At 42.0% G+C, this 22,508-nt stretch carries 14 protein-coding genes; 6 read left to right on the top strand and 8 right to left on the bottom strand.

The window, feature by feature from the left end:
• Positions 1-29: 29 nt before the first annotated feature.
• The 5 genes from NXR94_RS10885 to NXR94_RS10870 all read left to right on the top strand — a co-directional run bounded on the left by NXR94_RS10885 (position 30) and on the right by NXR94_RS10870 (position 7,242).
• Positions 30-2,057, top strand: a complete 2,028-nt coding sequence (locus tag NXR94_RS10885; protein WP_258104657.1) for an alpha-L-arabinofuranosidase C-terminal domain-containing protein — start codon at positions 30-32, stop codon at positions 2,055-2,057.
• 27 nt (positions 2,058-2,084) lie between these two features.
• Positions 2,085-3,632, top strand: coding sequence for an alpha-N-arabinofuranosidase (locus NXR94_RS10880; RefSeq protein ID WP_258104656.1), 1,548 nt, complete (start codon positions 2,085-2,087; stop codon positions 3,630-3,632).
• Between the two features lie 68 nt (positions 3,633-3,700).
• Entirely contained in the window at positions 3,701-4,708 is a 1,008-nt protein-coding gene (locus tag NXR94_RS10875; RefSeq protein ID WP_258104655.1) for an arabinan endo-1,5-alpha-L-arabinosidase, read from the top strand.
• Between the two features lie 148 nt (positions 4,709-4,856).
• A complete protein-coding gene (locus tag NXR94_RS17180) occupies positions 4,857-5,060 on the top strand; it encodes an HTH domain-containing protein (protein ID WP_374988003.1) in 204 nt (67 codons plus the stop codon).
• A gap of 61 nt (positions 5,061-5,121) precedes the next feature.
• Complete coding sequence (locus NXR94_RS10870; RefSeq protein ID WP_258104654.1) at positions 5,122-7,242, top strand: family 43 glycosylhydrolase; 2,121 nt, start codon at positions 5,122-5,124, stop codon at positions 7,240-7,242.
• 62 nt (positions 7,243-7,304) lie between these two features.
• On the opposite strand, the gene NXR94_RS10865 is transcribed toward NXR94_RS10870, so the two are convergent.
• Positions 7,305-8,504: a DUF763 domain-containing protein gene (locus NXR94_RS10865; RefSeq protein WP_258104653.1), complete on the bottom strand. Its 1,200-nt coding sequence runs from the start codon at positions 8,502-8,504 to the stop codon at positions 7,305-7,307.
• A gap of 18 nt (positions 8,505-8,522) precedes the next feature.
• A complete protein-coding gene (locus NXR94_RS10860) occupies positions 8,523-11,459 on the bottom strand; it encodes a DNA polymerase III subunit alpha (RefSeq protein WP_258104652.1) in 2,937 nt (978 codons plus the stop codon).
• Positions 11,460-11,676: 217 nt separating this feature from the next.
• On the opposite strand from NXR94_RS10860, the gene NXR94_RS10855 reads away from it, so the two are divergent.
• Positions 11,677-12,204, top strand: a complete 528-nt coding sequence (locus NXR94_RS10855) for a hypothetical protein (RefSeq protein ID WP_258104651.1) — start codon at positions 11,677-11,679, stop codon at positions 12,202-12,204.
• 5 nt (positions 12,205-12,209) lie between these two features.
• Here NXR94_RS10855 and NXR94_RS10850 read toward each other — a convergent pair whose 3' ends face one another.
• From NXR94_RS10850 to NXR94_RS10825, 6 genes are all read right to left on the bottom strand, one after another.
• A complete protein-coding gene (locus tag NXR94_RS10850; protein WP_258104650.1) occupies positions 12,210-12,827 on the bottom strand; it encodes a Uma2 family endonuclease in 618 nt (205 codons plus the stop codon).
• Positions 12,828-12,912: 85 nt separating this feature from the next.
• Positions 12,913-13,881 carry a GSCFA domain-containing protein gene (locus NXR94_RS10845; protein WP_258104649.1) on the bottom strand — a complete coding sequence of 323 codons (969 nt, stop codon included), beginning with the start codon at positions 13,879-13,881 and terminating at the stop codon, positions 12,913-12,915.
• Positions 13,882-13,961: 80 nt separating this feature from the next.
• Complete coding sequence (dinB, locus tag NXR94_RS10840) at positions 13,962-15,176, bottom strand: DNA polymerase IV (RefSeq protein ID WP_258104932.1); 1,215 nt, start codon at positions 15,174-15,176, stop codon at positions 13,962-13,964.
• 85 nt (positions 15,177-15,261) lie between these two features.
• Entirely contained in the window at positions 15,262-17,229 is a 1,968-nt protein-coding gene (locus tag NXR94_RS10835) for a DUF3857 domain-containing protein (RefSeq protein WP_258104648.1), read from the bottom strand.
• Positions 17,226-19,190 (bottom strand): DUF3857 domain-containing protein, encoded by a 1,965-nt coding sequence (locus NXR94_RS10830; RefSeq protein WP_258104647.1) that lies wholly within the window; start codon positions 19,188-19,190, stop codon positions 17,226-17,228. Before NXR94_RS10830 ends, NXR94_RS10835 begins: the two co-directional genes overlap by 4 nt.
• On the bottom strand, positions 19,174-22,413 hold the full coding sequence (locus NXR94_RS10825; RefSeq protein WP_258104646.1) for a tetratricopeptide repeat protein: 3,240 nt from the start codon (positions 22,411-22,413) through the stop codon (positions 19,174-19,176). Before NXR94_RS10825 ends, NXR94_RS10830 begins: the two co-directional genes overlap by 17 nt.
• Positions 22,414-22,508: the final 95 nt, after the last annotated feature.

The raw sequence follows: 22,508 nt of genomic DNA, 5'->3' as shown, positions 1-22,508 counted from the left end.
AAAGGCCTTTATTTTAGAAATATAATAGCATGAACAAAATAGTAAACATTTTACTGGCTATCGGAAGTGTGGCGCTGGTATATGGGTGTAGTGCCCCCAGGGCGGAGATCCCGGTTTCTTCCCCTGGACAGCCTCTAGCCTTACGTGTAGATGCTTCACAAGTAATTGCGCCTATTGCGCCCACAATGTATGGTATCTTCTTCGAGGATATCAATTTTGCAATAGATGGAGGCCTTTATGCTGAATTGGTCAAGAACAGATCGTTTGAGTTTGATAAACCGTTACGAGGTTGGAAATTCCTAAAGGATGAAGGTCTTGGAGCTCGGGCATTACCTATAAGTACAAGCAATCCTAGAAATTCAAGATTCATGAGAATCCAGATCAACGATCCGGGTACGGGAGTGGGGTTGATGAACGAAGGTTTTCGAGGAATGGGGATTAAAAAAGGTATCCCTCATGATTTCAGTATACAGGTCAAAGGATTTGAGGGAAATGTATCGGCTATTAGAATTGAATTAGCAGATTCCCTGGGCGCAATTCTCGCTGAGAGTAGAATCACCGGAATTAATGAGAACTGGCAAACATTAGAAACGACCCTCACTCCTTCAAAGACTGAAGCAAAGGCAGTAATGAATATTTGGTTTGAAGGGGTTGGATCTGTTGATATTGACATGGTCTCCCTATTCCCAACTGATACATGGAAAGGACGAAAAAAGGGACTTAGAGCTGACTTGGTTGAGCTTCTTGCTGATTTGAATCCTGGGTTCTTACGTTTTCCAGGCGGGTGTATTGTCGAGGGTTTCGATCTTTCCCAGCGATATCAATGGAAAAATACGGTTGGTGACATTGATGATCGGGTAGTGACAATAAATCGTTGGAATTTCGAGTTTGATCATCGACCTGCTCCGGACTATTATCAAAGCTTTGGTGTAGGGTTTTACGAATATTTCCTGCTTGCGGAGGACCTTGATGCAGAGCCCATGCCAATCATTAATTGTGGAATGGCATGCCAGTTTAATACTGGAGAACTTGTCCCATTAGATGAGTTAGAACCCTATATTCAGGATGCGCTGGACCTCATAGAATTTGCCAATGGATCAATAGATACCAAATGGGGAAAATTGCGAGCGGATATGGGGCATCCGGAACCATTTAATTTAAAAATGCTAGGTATTGGGAATGAACAATGGGGTCCACAGTATATTGAACGTTATGTCCCTATGGTGGAGGCTGTAAAGAAAAGTTATCCTGAAATGCAAATCATTGCTGCCACTGGATCAGATGGTTCGATCTTTCCAAATGGTGAAGAAGAGATTAAGTACCTCTGGGAACAGTATCAAAAGCTTCAGCCAGAGATAGTCGATGAACATTTTTATCGAAATCCGGATTGGTTCAGGGAGAATGCTAGTTGGTACGATGATTATGACCGTGACGGTCCTAAGCTTTTCGTGGGTGAATATGCTTCGCAGAGTGTAGGAGTTGCGAGCCCGGATAATAAAAATAACTGGGAGACCGCACTTTCAGAAGCTGCTTTCATGACGGGTCTTGAGCGAAATGCGGAGGTAGTTCAAATGACTTCCTATGCTCCACTATTTGCCCATGCTGAGGGTTGGCAATGGACTCCTGACCTTATTTGGTTTAATAATTTGGACGCTTATGGTACTGCCAATTATTACGTGCAAAAGATGTTTTCTAACAATGCAGGAACCCATGTTTTACCGCTAACCTATGAAGGAGAGCCGGTAACTGGTCAGAAAAACCTATACGCATCAGCAGCTAAAGATGAAGAGACTAATGAGTTGATCCTAAAAGTTGTTAATGCAGCTGACGTTGCACAGGAAGGGTCTTTTTCAATAGAGGGGATTGAGTCTTTAAAGAAAAACGGGCAACTTCAGATCCTGAGTTCACAGGACCTGTCAGCCTTCAATACTTTTGACCAAACCAGTAAAATCAGTCCTCGTGAGTCAACTTTTGAGACTGACGGGAATGGGTTGTCTATTACGTTGGAACCATATTCATTTTATATCATTCGTGTAGGATTTGAGCAGTTGCCATAACCATTTAAAAAAACTAATATCAAATTGATGCTAAACAAAATTAGAAATTCAATCTTCCTTGCTATAACCATTTTTGGGTCTTCACTCTTTGCACAGACAACCATTTCTGTTGATGCCACGAAAGGGGAGCACGTAATCAATAGAAACATCTACGGCCATTTTGCAGAACATCTTGGAAGATGTATTTATGATGGTATATATGTAGGTGAAGAGAATAATGCGATTCCAAATACTGATGGTGTTCGTAATGATATCATTGATGCGTTGATTGAACTAAAAGTGCCTGTTCTTAGATGGCCTGGCGGTTGTTTTGCTGACACATACCATTGGATGGATGGTATTGGACCTAAAGAAGGCAGGCCTACCATGATCAATAACTGGTGGGGTGGGGTGACTGAAGACAACAGTTTTGGTACCCATGACTTTCTTAACTTGTGTGAGCGTATAGGAGCTGAGCCTTATCTGGCTGGAAATGTTGGGAGTGGCGAAGTAAAGGAATTGTCAGACTGGGTGAAGTACGTCAACCATGATGGCGTGAGCCCGATGTCAGACTTGAGAAAAGCTAATGGCAGAGAAAAGCCATGGAAAGTAAAATACTGGGGCGTAGGAAACGAAATGTGGGGTTGTGGAGGTAATATGACACCTGAGTTTTATGCTAACCTTTTCCGACAGTACAGCACTTTTATGACGGACTGGTCTAATAGTGATAAACTTTTTAGAATTGCTTCAGGTGCCAATGTGGATGATTACCACTGGACAGAAGTACTCATGAGAGATATCCCCAAGCATCTTATTGAAGGGGTAGCATTGCATTCTTATTCATTTGTGGAGTGGAATGACAAGGGTTCTGCTTCTGAATTTTCCGAAGGGCAATACTTCTCAACTATGCAAACCGCACTTAAAATGGAAGAGCTCGTAACTAAGCACTCGGCCATTATGGATAAATATGATCCTAAAAAAAGGATTGCATTGATTGTTGATGAGTGGGGGGGATGGTATGATGTAGAAGACGGTACTAATCCGGGATTTCTCTATCAGCAAAACACCATGAGAGACGCAATGATCGCCGGTGTGAGTCTGAACATTTTCAATAATCATGCAGATCGTGTGAGGATGGCTAATCTTGCTCAAACAGTTAATGTGCTGCAGGCGGTGATACTAACCGAGGGAGAAAAGATGATTCTTACTCCGACCTATCATGTTTTGAAGATGTACAACGTACATCAGGATGCTACTTTGATACCGCTATCATTTGAATCTCCAAAATACCAATTTGACGGAAAAGAATTGCCTGCTGTATCTGCTTCGGCTTCAAAAGATGAGTCAGGAGCTATACATATTTCCTTGGTGAATATTGATTCTAAAAACTCACAAAAGATCTCCTTGGATTTACCTGGAGTAAAAGGAAAAGAAGTAGCAGCAACCATACTGAAGTCAGATAAACTACAGGATTTTAACTCTTTTGAGAAATCAGAAAAAATATATCCGGAGTCGTTCAAAAGCGTGAAATTAAAGGGAGAAACTATTTCTCTTGAGCTTCCTCCGTTTTCAGTCGCAGTTTTAGAGGTACAATAAAATACTACTGATTCTGGAAGGAGAAGGTTTACTTTTTTAATGGTTCACTTGAAAAGAAGAATTGTTTTATGAGATCGAGAGTCAGAGCGAATATATATTTAGTTGTGTTGCTGTTATCCGTTTTTGGAAAGTTGGTGGCTCAGGATAAAGATATAAGGGTCCATGATCCGGTAATGATTGAAGAGAACGGCACTTATTATCTTTTCTGTACTGGAAATGGGATCAGCGTTTTTTCTTCTTATGACATGGTTGAGTGGAAACGGGAAGAGTCTGTTTTTGATGAGCCACCGGCTTGGACTGACTCGGTGGTTCCGGGATTTAAGGGGCACATTTGGGCCCCTGATATTTCCTATTACAATGGAAAATATTACCTGTATTATTCTGTTTCAGCTTTTGGCAAGAACACTTCGGCAATAGGTTTGGTTACTAACAAGACATTAAATGCATATGATCCGAGCTATAAATGGGAGGATCAGGGCGTTGTCGTAGAATCAATTCCTGGTCGTGATCTTTGGAATGCAATAGACCCTAACCTTGTGGAGGATGAAAAAGGGTCACCATGGCTTGTTTTTGGATCTTTCTGGGAGGGCATGAAAATGTTTCAACTCTCATCTGATCGCACTGCACCTAAGGAGCCACAGCAGTGGATCACGGTCGCAAAGAGAGCTCGAACAGATTTTATAGATGATTCTAAACCGGGTGACGCGGCAATCGAGGCGCCTTTTATCTTTAAAAAAGATGGCAGCTATTATCTGTTTGTTTCATGGGATTACTGCTGCAGAGGGAAAGAAAGTACCTATAAAGTTGTTGTAGGGAAATCAAATAATGTAACAGGGCCCTACATGGATAAAGAAGGAAAAAGAATGGATCAGGGAGGAGGAACCCTCGTAGTACAAGGGGATGACCGCTGGGCCGGAGTGGGCCATAATAGTGCCTATACTTTCAATGATAAGGACTATTTAGTTTTTCATGGATATGATTTGAATAGCAATGGAGCTCCGAAGCTTATGATAAGAGAAATCTCCTGGACTATAGATGGTTGGCCTCAGGTTGAGTTGGAGGTAGCCGAACAATAAAAATAGGGTTGGCAGTCATTGATTGATCAATTGAATGCTGATAGAAAGTAGAGTTGGATGGTTTCATCCATAATTCATCGCAGTTGATTAGGTTTTGAGCATCAGGTTAAGGGTAAAAGGCTGGTAGATTCACATTTAACCTAACATTATGGATTACTTTACTTATTCTCAAAGACTGGATTATTTACTGGAATTAATAACAAAGGAAAGATTAAGCTCACCGAAGGATCTTGAAAGTCAATTTGATTGTACCGAACGAACGGTCAGAAAAATGATAAATGACTTGAGACGCAAAGGATACGTTATTCGTTATTCAAGAGAATGTTCAAAATATATTTTGGATTGTGATTAAACGGAAAGTTAATTTCCGCATGCAGGTCTAACATTACGCCACTAACCACAAACCCTTAATTATGATGAATCGAATACTTAAGAGTAGTACCATTCTTATCATTGGAATGGTGCTTTCACTTCAGGCACTAGCTGCCGAACTTTATTTTGAAAACGAGATCCATGATCCCAGCACAATACTTAAAGAAGGTGCCATGCACTGGACCTTTGGTACTGGGGACGGCATTATCAGCAGATACTCGGATGATCTTTATTCCTGGAATATTGGCGAGCCGGTATTCCCTGTGGGAACCTGGCCCTCCTGGATTAATAGTTTAGGAAATTTTGATGGAAGTTTCTGGGCTCCGGACATTATTGAAATGGGGGGTAAGTATTACTGCTACTACTCCGTTTTGGTAACCATAAACGGAGGAACAGGATGGCGTTCTGCCATTGGTGTGGCGGTGACCGAATCGCTGAATAATCCAAGTTGGCAAGACCTTGGAATGGTCGTATCATCCGTGGATGAGCCACTAACCAATCAAGGGCAACTAGTTCATTGCATTGATGCTGGCCTATTCAGAGATGAAAACAACAAAGTTTGGATGGTATTTGGCTCTCACCAGGGAGGAATTTTCATGTACGAAATTGACCCAAGTACAGCCAAAACCATCGGACCAAGATATGGTATCATAGGAAATAATGGGAATTTCTTACCCTACAGTGAGGCGGCCCAAATAACCTATATCAATAATTTCTATTATGTCTTCTGGAATCTTGGTCAATGCTGCGAAGGAAACCAAAGCACTTATAATATTGTAGTGGGACGTGCGTCTAGCCCGACCGGACCATATTTTGATAAAGATGGAAACAATCTTTGGCAGTCAGTGGATGCAAATTACACTGGTGGTTCTTCTGCTATTCTGCAAACCGAAGGCAAGTATATCGGCCCGGGTCATTATGGATATTTCAATAATAATGGCCAGGACTTAGTGTCCATTCATTACTATGATGGTACTACAGCGGATGGATGGCCTGCTCGTCTGGATTTGCTGGAAATGAACTTTGTCAATGGATGGCCTGAGTTTACACGTAATTTCACAATTAATGGGTTTGCTCCACCAACTCCTGTCACAGCTAATCTAACTGACAATGGGGTATTTAAAATTGTTGCCAATCATAGTAGTAAAAATTTAGGTGTTCAGCGATCACCTAATGGAAGCTGCCCGATAGCTGGCAATGGCACCAATGTTAATCAGGAGTCAACTGGTGATGATTGTGAGCAATGGCTGTTTAAAAAGGTTGATGATCATTATTGGAGTATTCATCCTACATTAAACACATCTGTGGGATTGGATGTTACCGGGTTTTCCCAGGCTGATGGAGGCAATGTTCAAACCTGGGATTACTGGGGTGGATCAGCTCAACAATTTAGATTGATTGATCTCGGAAATGGCCAATATCAGGTAAAGGCAAGGCATAGCGGAAAAGTGCTAGAAATTGACAACGGTTCTACAGCGGATGGAGCAAATCTCGTGCAATGGACTGCGGACCAATCCAAACTAAACCAGCAGTTCACATTTGTACCGCTTGGAGGTGGCGGAGGAATTGGATCAACTGTACATGTCAACTCGATAATTACGGGAACAGAAGGAGCTGGAGCAGGTAATAAACGTGGTACGGCAACTATTCAGGTATTTGACGATCTGGGTAATGGAATAGAGTCAGCAGAGATATTTGGTACTTTTAGTGGAACATTCAATGAGTCCGTTTCCGGCTTTACTGCATCAGATGGTACTGTAGTTCTTAAAACGACTGGAACAGCAAAGGGAGCCGTTTCCGTTGAACTTTGTGTGGATGATGTCATTCATAGCTCCCTACCTTATGAGCCGAGTGATAATATCATTACCTGTACAAGTGGAGCAGGGGCACGATTCAGTATCACAGGGAATTTAGATGAGACCGATCTAATCGTTTTTCCAAACCCGGTAACCAATAATCAATTTCAGATTGTTCTACCTCAATCTGAAGTTTTGAATGCCGACTTCAGGTTGGTTGATATTTCAGGTAAGGAAATGATGAAGGGCTCTCTCAACCAGTTGCAAACCGAAATTATTATTCCTCAAGGGTTAAAACGAGGGGTATACTTTCTAAGACTCAATAACAGCGGAGTCAATTTTGAAACAAAAATCGTAATAGACTAACCAGGCTATAGACCCGATCAGCTCTAATTTGCCTTAGAAGGTGGATCATATGATCCACCTTTTTAATTAAACAGCGTCAACTGATCCGGTTTTTTTGCCCAGCCCAAAACTGTACGCCCACCATATTTCCAGGAGTCATTGCGCTCTTTTTCAATAAGGCTTTCAAGGTTACCCGATGGTTGAAAATCCCTTTCAAGCTTTTCACTCGCTTTGCTTAAGGATTGGATGGCCTTAACACGGTCAGAACTATCCAGTTTGGCCTTATCCACCGCATGCCTAAGCACATTGATACTTTCATCATACACTTTAGTAGGAACTGGGAAGGGGTGTCCATCTTTTCCGCCATGAGCAAAAGAGAATCTTGCTGGATCTGAAAATCTTGAGGCAGTGCCATAGATTACTTCGCTCACCAGGGTAAGAGATTGAAGTGTTCTGGGGCCTAATCCTTGCAGAAGTAATAACGATTCAAAATCGCGCGTTGGTAGTTCCTGAGCCAGGGCCAGTATGGCTCCCAATCGCTTGATGTCAACATCCGTTTGGCGCACATCGTGATGTCTCGGTAATTGGATCTTTCGGATCTCAGCAATCATTCTATCAGGGTTTTCTGAGGCGATATTTAAAATCCCTGATTTGGTTTCACGGGCCTCCTGGGCGGTCAGGTTTAGTATTTGTCCCCGGTTGTGGCCGTAGATGAAGGTATGAGGTTCTTCGGTGAAACTCTTTAACCCAGCCGAATGCCAATGGTATCTGCGGGCATAGCCGGATGAGCCATTCATTCCTTGTTGCACCACAGTCCATTCTCCTTCGTCGCTGAGTATAAATGAGTGTAGGTAGATTTGGAAGCCGTCCTGGATCATGGTGTTGTCCACTTTAGCGGCAAGTCGACTGTTCTTTACCAGTTCAGTTCCATTGAGCCCAGTGACATTAGCTATTTGAAGTAGTTCGTTGGGTGTCTGCCGACTATGTTTACCCCGCCCTCCACAGATATAGATGCCCAGCTCTTTGGCTCTGGGGTTGAGTGCTGCTTTCAACGCCCCCATCACAGAGGTCGTAATACCGGAAGAATGCCAGTCCATTCCTAGTACACATCCCAGAGACTGAAACCACGCAGGGTCGCTCAGCCGTCTGATCACTTCAGATTTTCCATACTCAAGGATGATGGCTTCCACGATGGCACCACCCAACCTACTCATGCGCTCCGCCAGCCACCTGGGCACCCGTCCATTATGAAGCGGTAGATCTGCATACCCTGATTTTTTCATTTCGTTGGTCTTTTCTATTTAAACTTCAATCGTCTTATAATTAAGCCTTTGCATTCGGGTGACTTCTATGCAGATGGCATCAAACTCTTCAATCACCTTTCCTTCCATGACATAAATACCACGTCCATTAAAAGGGTATTTCTTTGCAACAGGAGGAAAGTGAACCGTATCGATGAACTCACCATCTTCATCCAGGAAGTTGCCGAAATACATTTGCTCACCTTTTGAGGTGTTGGTTCTTTTGGTGGTGATCAGATAACCATAAGTCCTGATGTGTTTATTGATCTGATGAGGGAAATCTGAAGCCTTAAGACAGCCTTCCGGCTTTTCATTTAATAGGCTAAATGGTGTGCGTAGAGGAAACCCCAACAATTCCATCTGGTCATACACATCCTCAATTTCAGTATGCTCGATATTCGGTAGCTGATAGTTTTTGACGGGAGGCTCAAAGAGGGACGGTTTGGTTTGACTTTTTCCGGTATTCCCTAACAGGAAGTGTGCTCTCCAGAGTAACGTTTTCTTATCGATTCCTGTAAAACGGAAAGCATCAATGCGGATGAGCAGACTTACCTGCTCCAGTGAGATACTTACCCTGTGAACATATTCGTCGAGTGATTTATAAGGCCCTTTCCTGATTCGTTGAGCCACTGTATCGATAATCGTTTGATCCTCCAGTTCCTTGATCAGGGCTAACCCCAGATAGATGGTTTTTCCACGGATGATATTATGTGGCTCACTGGTATTGATGCATGGGGGTTCTATGTGCGCTCCATGCATACGTGCTTCATGTACGTAAAACTCCGGACTGTAGAAACCGCCGCCATTATTGAGCACAGCGACCATAAACTCCAGCGGATAATGGGATTTGAGAAACATGCTTTGGTAGCTTTCGATCGCATAAGAAGCAGAGTGACCCTTGGCAAACGCATAACCTGCAAAGCTTTCAATCTGTCTCCATACATCAGCGCTCAGTGCAATAGAATGGCCTCTCTTTTTACAGTTTTCAAAGAATTTATGTTTGACTTGCTGAAACTCTTCTCTTGACCGGTATTTCCCGGACATGCCCCTCCGCAGTACGTCGGCTTCTGCCAGCGTCAGCCCCGCAAAGTGGTGAGCTACCTTGATGACGTCTTCCTGGTAGACCATCACCCCATAGGTGTCCGGCATGATTTTTCGAAGTACGGGGTGGGCATCATTTCTTCGTTCCGGAATGCGGTACCGCAGGATGTATTCTCGCATCATCCCGGATTTGGCAACACCGGGGCGTATAACAGAGCTGGCAGCTACCAGGGTGAGATAGTCATCGCATCGTAGCTTAGTGAGTAGCATCCGCATGGCAGGTGACTCCACATAAAAGCATCCTATGGCTTTTGCCTCTCTGAGGTTGATTTTGATGAGTGGATCCTCTTTGAAGAGTTTGATGTCATGTATGTCGACATTCAGCCGGTTGGGTTGGTTTTTCCTGATGATCTCCAGGGCGTCTTTGATCTTGCCCAGCCCGCGTTGTCCCAGGATATCAAACTTAAAAAGTCCGACGTCTTCAGCTACATGCATGTCAAAATGCGTGATCGGAAAACCCTTGGGCGGGAGCGAAGTGGCGGTAAAGTAATGAATGGGTCTTTCTGAAATAATAATACCTCCGGCATGCACACTCAAATGGCTGGGAAATCCCGATAACCGCAGCCCATAATTCACAATTACGCGGGAATGATGATCAAGATGCCCGGTTACATCCTTTTGGAGTTTGTCAATTTCATAGGGAGGAATCCCGAAGGCTTTTCCCACCTCACGAATCACTGCCCGGTGTTGAAAAGTGTTGAAGGTTGCAAGGAGTACCGCATTCGGGTAGCGATCAAAGATGTAGCGTGTCACATCATCCCGGTCTCGGGAGGAGAAGTCAATGTCAAAATCAGGAGGGTTTCTTCTGAAAAGATTAATGAATCGCTCAAAATAAAGATCCAGCTCAATCGGGTCCACGTCCGTGATGCGCAGGAGATAAGCAATGATGCTGTTGGCGCCACTACCACGCCCAACATAGTAGTAGCCTTTGCTGCGTGCGTAATTGACAATATCCCAACTGATCAGAAAGTAAGAGAGAAAGCCTTTATCTCGTATGGTTTGCAGTTCTGTAACAACTCGTTTTAAGATGGGTCTTTCAGGATTTTGACCATATCGATAGGGTAGTCCCTCTTTGCAAAGCTGCTTGACTTTTCGGTAGTCACCTTCTCTTGAATCGGTCCAAACCTCAAGGTTTTGTGGTTCAGCATCCGGACTGAATTGAAAGTCTATGCTACAATTTTGAATCACATATTTCAGGTTTTCCAATGCCTGAGGTAATTCCTCATAAGCACTGATAAGCTGTTTCTTGTCAATAAAAACGTCTTCTTTTTGTCCTGTATCCTCCTTTCGAAGTTTACTCACCAGTGTGTTCAGGTCAATGGCACGAAGTACGCAATGCAGTTCGAAATCATCTTCTTTAGGTAAGGTGAAGGTGGGGCAGGCGATCAGCTTGTCTTTAGGAATGCCTTTCATAAACCTCGCCCGGTTGATCTCATGGGGTTTTATCCCCACGTACTCATGTGCTTTCAGTTTTCTTTTTGGGATGCTTTGGAAAGGATAGATCACAAAGCAATCTGAAATACCTTCTGGTGGAGTGGGTGGTATAGGCGTTTCGCTATGAAGATGTTTGGATAAGAAGCTGTTGAGCTGATGGTAGCCGGTATTGTTTTTAGCCAGGCCTATAAATTGCTGTATAGCTCCTTGTCTAAAATCAATACCTAATAAAGGGCGTATGCCGACTTTCTTTGACTGACGAACAAACTCAAGGTTGCCTGAGGTGTTATTAATGTCCGTAAGTGCCAGCGTTTTTATGCCACACTCCTGAGCCCACTCTATGAGCTTTTCGATCGCGTAAATGCCGTATTTAAAACTATAGTAGGAGTGAACATTGAGCATGAAGTAAAGCTAATAAATTTAGTAAAATACTAAAAATATTAGTTTAATGATTTTGAGATTTCGTTTTACATAATTTTTATTAAAATGCATATTTTCGCATATCCTTCTTTGGCTTAACCATAGACACATCCAATATGAAATTCACCGTTGTTTTCATTACTAGCTTATTAATAGGTTTTTCATCGCTTGCGCAATATACAGAACCATCAAGGCACAAATGGTGATAAGTAATGAAGAACCAGATCCAGAGGCTTTTTACCTTGGGATATCTTCTGGAATAGATAATTATACAGGCCTTTTAGGTTTAGGAGCACAGGTTCCTATTATAGACAAGTTTGCTCTACGAGGTGGCGCAGGGCTTGGCGCTTGGGGAGGAAAACTCAGTGCAGGGGTAAAATATGAAAGTTTAGTTAAGAAAGGTTTGGGAGTTGGTTTGAGTTATTCCCATTGTACAGGTGCTAATGATTTAGTGTTGACACTTGATGATGGGACTGGTGATCCTAGAGACATTGATATGGATTTGCTTCCAGTTGGTTCTGTCAATCTTACTGCTAATTACAATTGGGTATTTAAAAAAGGAGATAAGCTATTCTATTTGGAATATGGTTATGCTTTTGGAACTGGAGGGTCGAAGTACTATAAAATTAATGATGGTTCTGTGCTTACATCTGGAGAGGAATTGATATTGCGTATTATGCGTCCCGGTGGTATAATTTTGGCAATGGGCCTATTAATTGGCTTTTGATTTCGTTACTCCTGAAAAACCTCTTCCAGCTTAATTTTCAGCCCTTTGAGTACATCAGAGGTCACTACATCTTCTTTCACAAACTTGCCTCTGGAGAGGTATTTCCCATCAGTCAGATCATAGATTTCTAACACATTTTCACCCGGATATACCACCCAGTATTCCTGTACACCATGCTCTTCATAAAGCTGATACTTTTCGTTCAGGTCTTTAGAAGATGTAGAAGGAGAGAGGATTTCTACGATCAGGTCAGGAGCACCCTTGCAACCCGCATCATCTAGTTTAGAAAGATCACAAATCACGCAAATGTCCGGTTGCACAACAGTGAAGGTCTGCTCATCGGGGTCGTTTAGATTATCGGGAAAACGTACATCAAACGGAGCAGAATAAACCTTGCAGATTTTTCCTTTTAAAAAATTAAAAATCTCACTACTCAATGTAATTCCTATCCCTTGATGTGCTCTCCTGGGGGCTGGAGACATTTTGAAAAGTTTCCCTTTAATCAGTTCCACACGTTCTTCAAATGTCCACTTAAGGTAGTCTGCATAGGAGTAGGTGGCTTCTGGTTCCAAAAGCGACAAATCATTGATCTCTTTTTCTTCAGCTTTGTACTTGGTAGACATAAGATTAAAATTACTAAATAATAATACCGTCACGTTAAATAATTTAAACATGACGGCATATTCACTATTTCACTATAGTGCCTGATCAGGACGTCCGCATTTCCAACTCCTCTTTAAAGCTGGACAGGTCAATCTGGTTTTCAAGCATATTGATCTTATCCAAAGCCTTTTGCAAGTGTATCTGGTACTTGTTGTTTTGAGGGGTATAAGGCACATGTTCGATGGTGTCCAGGATGGTTTCTACCTCAGCGATCAGTTTTTTACTGTCTTCATGTACATAGGCCTCTACCAGCTTTTCGAAAATATAATCCATGGCTTGCTCCGTAGGGTGGATCAGATCTTTCTCATAAAACCGATAATCTCGAAGATCGCTTAGTAAAAACTCATAGGCAGGGAAATACCTCACGTAAGGAAACTCACTCATGATTTGATGGCAGGCCAACCGTAGTATCGATTTGCTCACCGCATTGAGTGTGATCGAATCCCCCGTATGCATAATCGGGCTAACCACCAGCACGATATTTTTGATATGGTTCATCGATTTATAGATCTGTTTGAACCCGGTTACGATTTCTTCCGGAGATAGCAGCACCTTGGTGAACTCATTTTGCGGAGCCCGATGACAATTGGCTACGATCTTGTGTGACTCATTATGCCTGAAAGCATAGGCAGAGCCAAATGTGAGGAATAGAAAATCCGTCTTTTTGAAATAGTTGTTGGTTTCCTGGATGGTGGCGTCTAGTTGCTTGGTGAGTTGGTCCTCTGAAGTACTGTTCATTTTAGAATGAAAGTCGAAATGTCCGTATACGCCGTCTGTTTCAGTAATGCGGCTTTTATCAACTGATTCATTTTTAGAGGTAAACTCTATGGCATCAAAGATCGAAATGGGGTTATAAATGTTGCCATAGGGATTACTTTTTACCTGGAAACGATATTTTTCAAAATGACTGGTCAGAATATTCGAAAAGCCTGACCCGAAGGATAAGATCTTGGATGAATATTCAATTTTGTCGGGGTTTTCATCAATAAAAAGTTCTGTGCGAAATGTTGTCATATTTGTATCTTTTAGGGTAATAAAAGTTAATTCATTCCGACTTAGTTTTTACCTCCATTGTGAGTTTATTCTCAAAAAAATCACCTTCTCCGGTTTGCTAGCAATGGCGGGGGCTCTCCGGTAAATGGATTCCACCGGCTGATGGTTTTAGCTTCCATGCCGGATACTCGCATTACTGCCCGGTCTCCGTGTTTGTCCCTGATCTTGTCCATTGCCTGGTAGAGGTGGAGCATCTCCATCTGCTCATCAAACAGGTCTATCTGGTGGTAGCCGTTCACGATATCACTGAGCCGCACGCCGATGAGTCGTACGAGCAGTCTTTTATTATACAGTTTATCAAAGAGTTCTAAAGCTTTGGGAATCAAAACGTAATCTGCAGAAGTATAAGGTATCCTTGATTGAAAGGTGTAGGTGTTAAAGTCGGAGTAACGCACTTTTACCGTGATACATGCGCAGAGTTTGATCCCTCGTCTAAGTTGAAAGCCCAGGTTCTCAGTCATCGCTGTCAGGATGCCTTTAAGCTTGTGTACATCGATGGTGTCTTTGTCGAAAGTACGCTCTGTGGAGATGGATTTTCGTTCCGAATACTCGATTACAGGGGAATTGTCAATTCCATTGGCTTTCCGCCAAATAATGACGCCATTTACTCCAAAAGCCCGCTCCATCAGCTCTATGGGCATCTCCTGAAGGGTCTGTATTTTCCTGACTCCCAGATTGATGAGCTTTTGATGCGTTTTTTCACCCACCATGGGAATTTTCTTGACTGAAAGAGGAGCGAGGAAGGCTTTTTCGTGACCATACTCAATCATGCGTTGGCTGTTAGGCTTGGCCTCATTGGTGGCTACCTTGGAAACGGTCTTATTTTCAGATAAACCAAAAGAGATAGGGAGGCCTGTTTCCTTTATTACTTTTTGTCGTAGTTCAGAAGCCATCTTCAGACAGCCGAAGAACTTATCCATTCCCGTAAGATCAACATAGAACTCATCTACTGAGGTCTTTTCCATTACAGGCACAGCCTTTTGGATGATCTCTGTGACCATGCGTGAATGCTTAGAGTAATCCGCAGAATTACCTTTCATGATGATGGCCTCCGGACAGAGTGTCTTAGCCATCTTCATGGGCATGGCAGAGTGGATGCCAAACTTTCGGGCTTCGTAACTACAGGAAGCTACTACGCCACGGTCGCTGGTACCTCCGATGAGCACAGGTTTCCCTATAAGCTTCTTGTTTTTCAGTCGCTCTACCGATACAAAAAAAGTGTCGAGGTCAAGATGGAGTATAGACTTCACTACTATTCAAATTAGATAATGCTAATTTAAATAGTAATACTAATATTTTTAGCTATTTGGTGTTTAGATTTTTTTGAAAGGTTGGCCGAGCTCAATTTTCCTTTAGTACCAAAACAATCTTATTCCAGTCTGCAGCCGCGTTGATGACCTTTCTGAAAGGCTCAAATTTTTCTAAGGGGTAATAAAGCTCATCATAAAATTCATCGATCTGTATTTCCAGCAGCTGGCCGTTGATCGTGTAGTCCGAGACAAAATTATAGATGAGTCTTTCTTCCTCGAAAACCTGTTCTTTAATGATCAGATCATCAGCATTTTGGATGCTGTAACCTTCCGGTATTTGCACCGAGATCTTCCGTAAATAGCCACGGTTGAAGTCATTAACAACATCAGTCTTTCGATCTCTTTCCTGATAAAGCTCAGACTGGGGGCCAATAAGCTCTCCGGCCTTGAACAGGATCACATCACCTGCTGATTCAATGTAGCCGGGAGTAGTGAAAGTACCCTTTACAGTAAAAGGCAACTTCCAGTTCTCATAGTTGGCGTTGGCTTCCTTAATTGTGACATCCTCAACACTGGCCTCAGCGGATAGAAACTTGATCACATCTTCGAGCATTTCTCCTGTTTGTTCCTCATTCAGGAAAGACAAGGCAGCTTTGTAATACTCCGCGCTATAGCCTTTGTAGCTTCTTTCAAGCTTTACAGTGTTTTGATCCAGTGCTTCTGTAAAGGAAACAGCTATATCCATGTTGTCGTAGTTGTCCTGGTAGGAGGGAGCAGGGATGTATCCTACGTGAGCAACAGGGTAAATGAAGTTCTGAACCTTCTCAGGACGAATAAATAAGCCATAGGCTCCTATGTACTCACTTGGAATGGTTCCCACCCGGAAGGCAACGTCTTTTGGTGACATGAAGAGATCAGCGTCGTTGAGGTAAATGAGGTATTCATCAAGGTAATTCCAGCTGTCAAAATCAGGATCAAAGGCCCTTTCATTTCTATCACAGGTGATCACTACTTCATATCTGATTTCTAGATAGTTAAGCAGAGCTAAATACAATTTGGTGAAACCTCTGGAAGTAGCAAATTTATTCTTTAAGATGAAGTTGAGCTGAGTAGCAAAATCTCCTGCCTCTTCTTCTAAAAAGTAGTTGGTCTTGATGTGATGCTCGGCTTTTTTGAAGGCATCAATAGGGTTGCCTGACAAGTCAAGGCCCTTTACGAACTTGTAGAAGGCTTTTTTCTCTGCTTTATTGAGCGTGTTGAGTTGATCGTAGATGGCTTGCCCGGCATCTCCCCAGGTAAACAATCTTCCTTTGCCTTTCACACTGTTGTAGGCCAACTTTCCCTCCAGTCTCATTCGTTCATTGTCATAAGCTCCAAAATCCTCGCTTTGAAGATCAATAATGTCTGAGGCGCTGAACTCATACAGATTAAAGCTTTCGGTCGTATCGGTCTGAATAACCGTGCTGTCATGATTGTAGACTTTGAATGCATACTCCAGGTTTTCAGGACATTTTAGTGAAAAATAGTATGATTTAACCGGATAGCTGAATTGGAAGAACTGAGTAAAGAAATTAGAGTTATAAGTCTTTCGGGTATAGAAGTATTCTATTTCGCCTCCAACCTCTGCACCTTCGATAGCAAAGATTTTATATCCTGATTCGTCATCTTCCAGCTCTTTGATATTGCTTTTGTCCAGGTTGATCACCTGTCCATTTGGCGTGATGGCCCGTGCGTGTATATCCACCAGTTCAATGGTGTTATACATCGGGATATAAATTTGGTTTTTCTGATTCAGTGCCTCATCATTATTTACTCGGAGTATTTCATGACTGGTTACATAGCAAACAAGGTTGTTATTTAATTGAGGATCGTATACATATTGGTTAACCTCAGCCTTATAGATTTGGTAGAGGGGAAGGCTGGCTTCCTCCTTCGTCAGTTTAGTTAAAGTACGGCTCTCTTCCCAGGTGTAGGGCACGTACTCCTGTGCTATTGATAATTGACAAATAATTAGGCTTAGAAGAATATAGATGGATTTCTGGATTGGCAGTTTAGTCATTTGATGCTAGCTTCTTTTTTAAGACTGAGAATAAGGGCCTGTCTGCTGGCCTTTGCGTATTCGGATATGATCTGGTTCCAGGAGTCAAAAGCCTCCGGGTGCATGATGAGGTAGTCAACGAAGACATCTTTGGTTACTGTGATGTAGTTTTCGTCTGCTTCATAGGAAATGGCATATCCAAATTGTTCATTGGTATTTTTTTGATTTTCCGGGAGCTTCTGTACGGTATACTCTTCCGGAATTTTTAGTCTTACAACATGGCGGTCAAGGTATTTGTATTCATTTTCCAAAGCCACAGTGCGGTTCTCTATTTGCGCTTCAGTCATTGCCTTGTCAAGCACTAGATTGATATAGATATCATCACCAATAGCCCTGTAATAACTCTGAATATGAAAAGAGTAATCTATGACCGTCGGTTTGGACAGGTTCTCGAGATCGGATAATTCAAAGTCCTCGATTTCAAATTTGTTGCTTCCTTTACCTAGTAGCTGTTCTACATGGTTTTCTACCCTTGTTTGGTTAGACTTGATAAGGCTGTAGCTATTGAAAACCTTGGAGTAGCCTTTCAGAGTTGCCCGGCCTGTGCCCTTTATATTTCCATCTGCGATTTCAATCTCGACACTGTCGATCATCATGTTGGTTTCTTTTGGTATGACAGGGACAGTTTCAACTCTAAACTTGTCTTCGCCCATCGAAATAAGACATTCTTTTCCCTGGATCATACTTGTGGGAAGATCAATTGGGGTGTATTGTCCTGTTGCATCCAGGTAATAGACTTTGCCTTCATGGATAAATGTGGCAATCATATGATTGTCAGTGATAGGAGAAGGGGTTTCACTGTATTTGTAGGGGAGATCTCTCGTGCCGATCCAGGTATAGTAAGCTTCGATATCTGCAGCCCTCAGCATGCTTACAATAGCGCTGGCCATGTCCTTACAGTCGCCATAGCGTTTGGAGATCACATACTCTCCCGGATGCGGGATAAAGCCTCTCATACCGTCTTCAAAAGCAATGTATTTGATGTTAGCCTGCACCCAGTAATATATTTTTCGAACCTTTTCAAGGACAGGGTCATCGTCCTTTATAATTCCGCCGATCAGGTTTTTCACTTCGGGATTGGTTCCTTGTATGCCATTGAGAAAAGTGCGGTACCACTGGTGAAGGGTCTCTGGTGAGGAAATTAACCAGGAGGATTCACCATTTACTTTTTGATAGCTGGAAACAGGGCAATATACGGATGCTGCGAGATAGCTAAAGGAAGGACAATCGACATCGAATTTGACCTTGTCAATTTTATTAACTGAGAATGAAGTTTTTAATTCTCCACTTTTTGTAGTGGATTCATTTACGGTAATGTCTAGCTTTCTCTGGTTGAAGGTATGTTGTGAAATGGAAATATTGGGGTCTCTTTTTACCTCATAAACAGCCCGATGAATAGGTATATAACTTTCAAAAAAGAATGTACCAATCATCCTCGGGTCATTTACTGTTTTGGTGTATTTCAGGATGCATTTAGCTCCTTTTTGTACCCCGGGATAGGTAAAGGAAATTTCCTTGTTATCGTCATAAAAGACATATGAGTTTTTGTCATAAGAGGATTTGAATTCTTCAACTTCTATGCGTCTGTATTTTCTTTTGTTGGGAACAAGCGTGTATGCTTCCAGATTAGACACCTCCGAGAAGGAAGAGGAAAAGACCTTTTCTCCGGCATACCCCGCTGTGTTTTCTCCCAGATGTAATATTTCGTGGTAGACATCAATCGTGGTTTTGACTGAGTCATTAACGATGGTGTAGTTGACGGTCTCTGATTTAGTCAAATAAATAACCTGATCATTGGGGTAAAGCTTTTTAAAATGGGCATACTCTTCATCCGCTTTCATTTGCCCTTGTGCCAGTAAGTGCACAGAACATAAGAGGAAAAAGAAAATATGCCTTGATTGGCTTTTAATAAATCTCACCATTCCAATAGTATGTTTTGGATTTTACAGAGCCATTTGAATTATACATTATTTCATAGCCATTCTTCGAGTCGTTGACATAAGGAGTGACCCTTTTTAGTCTTCCATTTGCGAAATACTCCTTTTCTTCTCCGTGTTTTAGGTCGTACTGGTAAGGGGTTTCTATCTGAACGTTTCCGTTAGTATAGTATTTGATTTTTGGACCATGATAATCACCGTACTTAAAGCTGATGCTCTCTGATTTGCCTCCATTCAGGTTATTATATAGACACTTACCATCATACTTGCCATTGTTGAAATTTTGGACCACTGCCGGCTTGCCATTGTCGAAGTAAGTTTCAAGACTGAATTCGCCGGTTGTTTTGAAATGTATGGTGTCCTTAGTTTGATTGTTGATGTAAAAGACGAAATTATCCTGATCGTATACCTTAATCAACTGAAGATTACCAGCGTGATCATAATACTTACATGTGCCCTGGTTGGAGCCCTCATCCTGTTCACATTCCGAGTCCAGTTGACCGTTATAATGGTATTGTCTGGTTAAGCCATTAAGCTTATTAAATTCATAATCATAAGAACTTTCCAGTTTGCCATTATCACTGTACCACTTCCATTGACCGTGTCTCATGTTGTTTTTATAAGGGCCATTTGTCATGAGCTTTCCATTACTGTGGTAAGCTTTATAATCTCCTTCATATAAGGTTCCTTTTTGCGGGTAAATGCTGGAGATTTTGCCATTTTCGTACAGGTTTTTAAAATCCCCTATGACGTATCCGCATCGTGAATCAGCCTTGAAGATTGTTTTTCCCGATGGCGTTTTTTCAGTCCTTAAACCTGTGCCAAATTCATATTCAGTTTCATGATAAATGTTACCTAAAGTATCGTATTCCCTGAGAGCAATGATTGTACCCATATCATATTTGTACTCCTCCTGCAACTTGTTGTTAGGAGCATAGTACTGCGTCCAGCCATGCAGCTTTCCGGATATGTAGTATTGTACTTCGTCCAGTGATCCATCAGGATGGTAAAGTTTCCATTCTTGTTCGAAGTTGTCGTCTACATACCAGCCTTCCTGCTCAATCTGGCCATTTTTATAATATTTTTTAAAGTAACCATGCTGGTTACCGTCCAGGTAATAGCTGTCATACTTAAGCTGACCTGTTGGATAGTACTCTTCATATTCCCCATCAAACTGGTTGTTTTTCATAGACCCTTTGATATAGATATTTCCATTTTTGAAGTAGCTGGTATAAGAGCCATTGTATTTACCATTCTGTAGTTGGCAGGTGTATTTTTTTTCTCCGGTGATCTCATAGGCTGTAATGAGCATATTCCCTTTTGGGTCATACGAATGGAAGAGGGTGTCTCCATACTGATCAAAGCAGGTATATCCAATTACAATGTCCTCGTTGTAGAGAGTAATATCTTTAAGCCTTCCCTGTCTGTCATAAGCTTTTGCTTCACCCTGAAGCTTACCTGATTTGTAAGTCTCGGTTTGTTTGATATTTCCATTGGAATGGTAGAAGGTCCAGTTCCCGACCCTCTTTCCGTTATCATCGGTACCTTCATATCTAAGGTTCCCGTTTTGGTGGTATCCGGTCCATTCTCCATGTAATGAGTCCATTTGGTATTCTCCGGATTCATCAATCTGACCATTGATGTAATAGGATTTATAGGGTCCGTCTAGTGAGCCCAGTTTGTAGGTGTAGTGATTACCAACCTGCCCATTTTCATAGTGATAGATATAATCATTCTCAAATTCTCCATCCAGGATCTCATAGGTGATGTGCAATGGCCCACTTTGATGAAAGATCTTTCCTTTTCCGTTCTGAACTCCCTCTTTGTAGGGTAGGAGCTCTTTGAGTTGGCCACATTCATAATAGTACTCCAGCGTGTCGTGCAGCTGATTTTCTTTATAGGGAGCTACAATCCAAAGCTGACCATTTTCATGATAATATTGAGCAGGTTTAATGTGTACGCCTTCATCGTTGTAGTATTCTTCTCGGCTTAGTTGTCCATTGTCATGATAATATTTCCATTCACCGATCATATCTCCTTCATCATTGTATCTTCCGGTGGCATTTAACTGGCCATTAGTACTGTAAAATGCCCATGGCCCGATTCGAGTGTCGTCATCAGCCTCATTCCCTATGGCACTGAGTATATTAGAATTGAAGTACCAGAATGAATAGTCGTTCTTTTCTCCCAATACGGTTGCAGGTAAAGTGCCTCTCATTTGTTTTAGGCCTGCGTTGGCAAGGTCAATCCAGTCAGATTTTTCATCGGAATGTTTATCGATCCAGTTGAGGACGCCCTGATCATTGGTTGATTGTAATATAAAGTAGATGAAGGCTGTGCTAAGCCCGTTTTTATTCAGTTCGGAATAAAACGGCACGTAAAGATCCATCCAAAAGTCTCCTGTGTTTTCCTGATATTTTAATCTTGAAAACAACAACTCCAATTGCTTAACGATTGATGCATTGAAATTAACTTTTATATTAAATCGACTATCCAGTGCAGCTTTGGATCTGCTGAGCTCGTCATATTGAACAAAAAGTTCATTACTGGTAATGGGAGGTATTGATCCTTCATTGCGAGCGGCATCATTTACCAGGTTTTCCAAAAAAACCAAGGTACTGTTCTTATCCGGATTGATAGCCAAATAAGTAAGGTACCCTAATATGGCCTTGGTTCTATGGCCCTGAAGCATCGTTATATAGGCAAGCAATCCATGTGCGCTCGAATAAAAGGGTTGGATTTCCAGGCATTTTTGAAAGTATCTTGTCGCATCCTGATAGTCCTCTTTCATATAATGATATAGGCCTATATTATAAAGCAGGACATGATTGTAAGGGAATAGGCCAAGCCCTTCGCGGTAGATTTCTGCACTTTTCTCCAGATCTCCTTTATTCAGAAATGCATTTCCCAGGGTAATGTAAATATCCTTTCTGAATTCACTTTTTATGTCTTTGAGCTCCAACCCAATCGCGATCGATTCATCATATTGCTCCAACGCATTATACGCATCCATCAACTCCGACATGACTTGAATGTGACTCGTATCATTTTTGGAGATTGAAAGGTAAAGGGCTATTGCATCCTCGTATTGTCCCTGGGCTTCAAGGTCTCCTGCCAGCTCAATAATTTCAGCAGGGGAGGTAAACTCTGTAGAATCAAAAGTAGGGGTGACAGAAAAGAGGATCGTGAAGATTAGGCAATTAAGCATTCTGGTTCTATTAGTTTAAACCAGAAAAATAATTGAATGCATGAAACATAGATAACGATTGCAGAAAAAAAATGAATGTAATTGAATATTGTTTC

Origin of the sequence: Marinoscillum sp. MHG1-6 (assembly GCF_024714475.1) — a bacterium.
Classification (GTDB): Bacteria; Bacteroidota; Bacteroidia; order Cytophagales; family Cyclobacteriaceae; genus JAMZMI01.
Note: the sequence above shows the minus strand (reverse complement) of the source record. Positions and strands in the feature narration are given on the sequence as shown.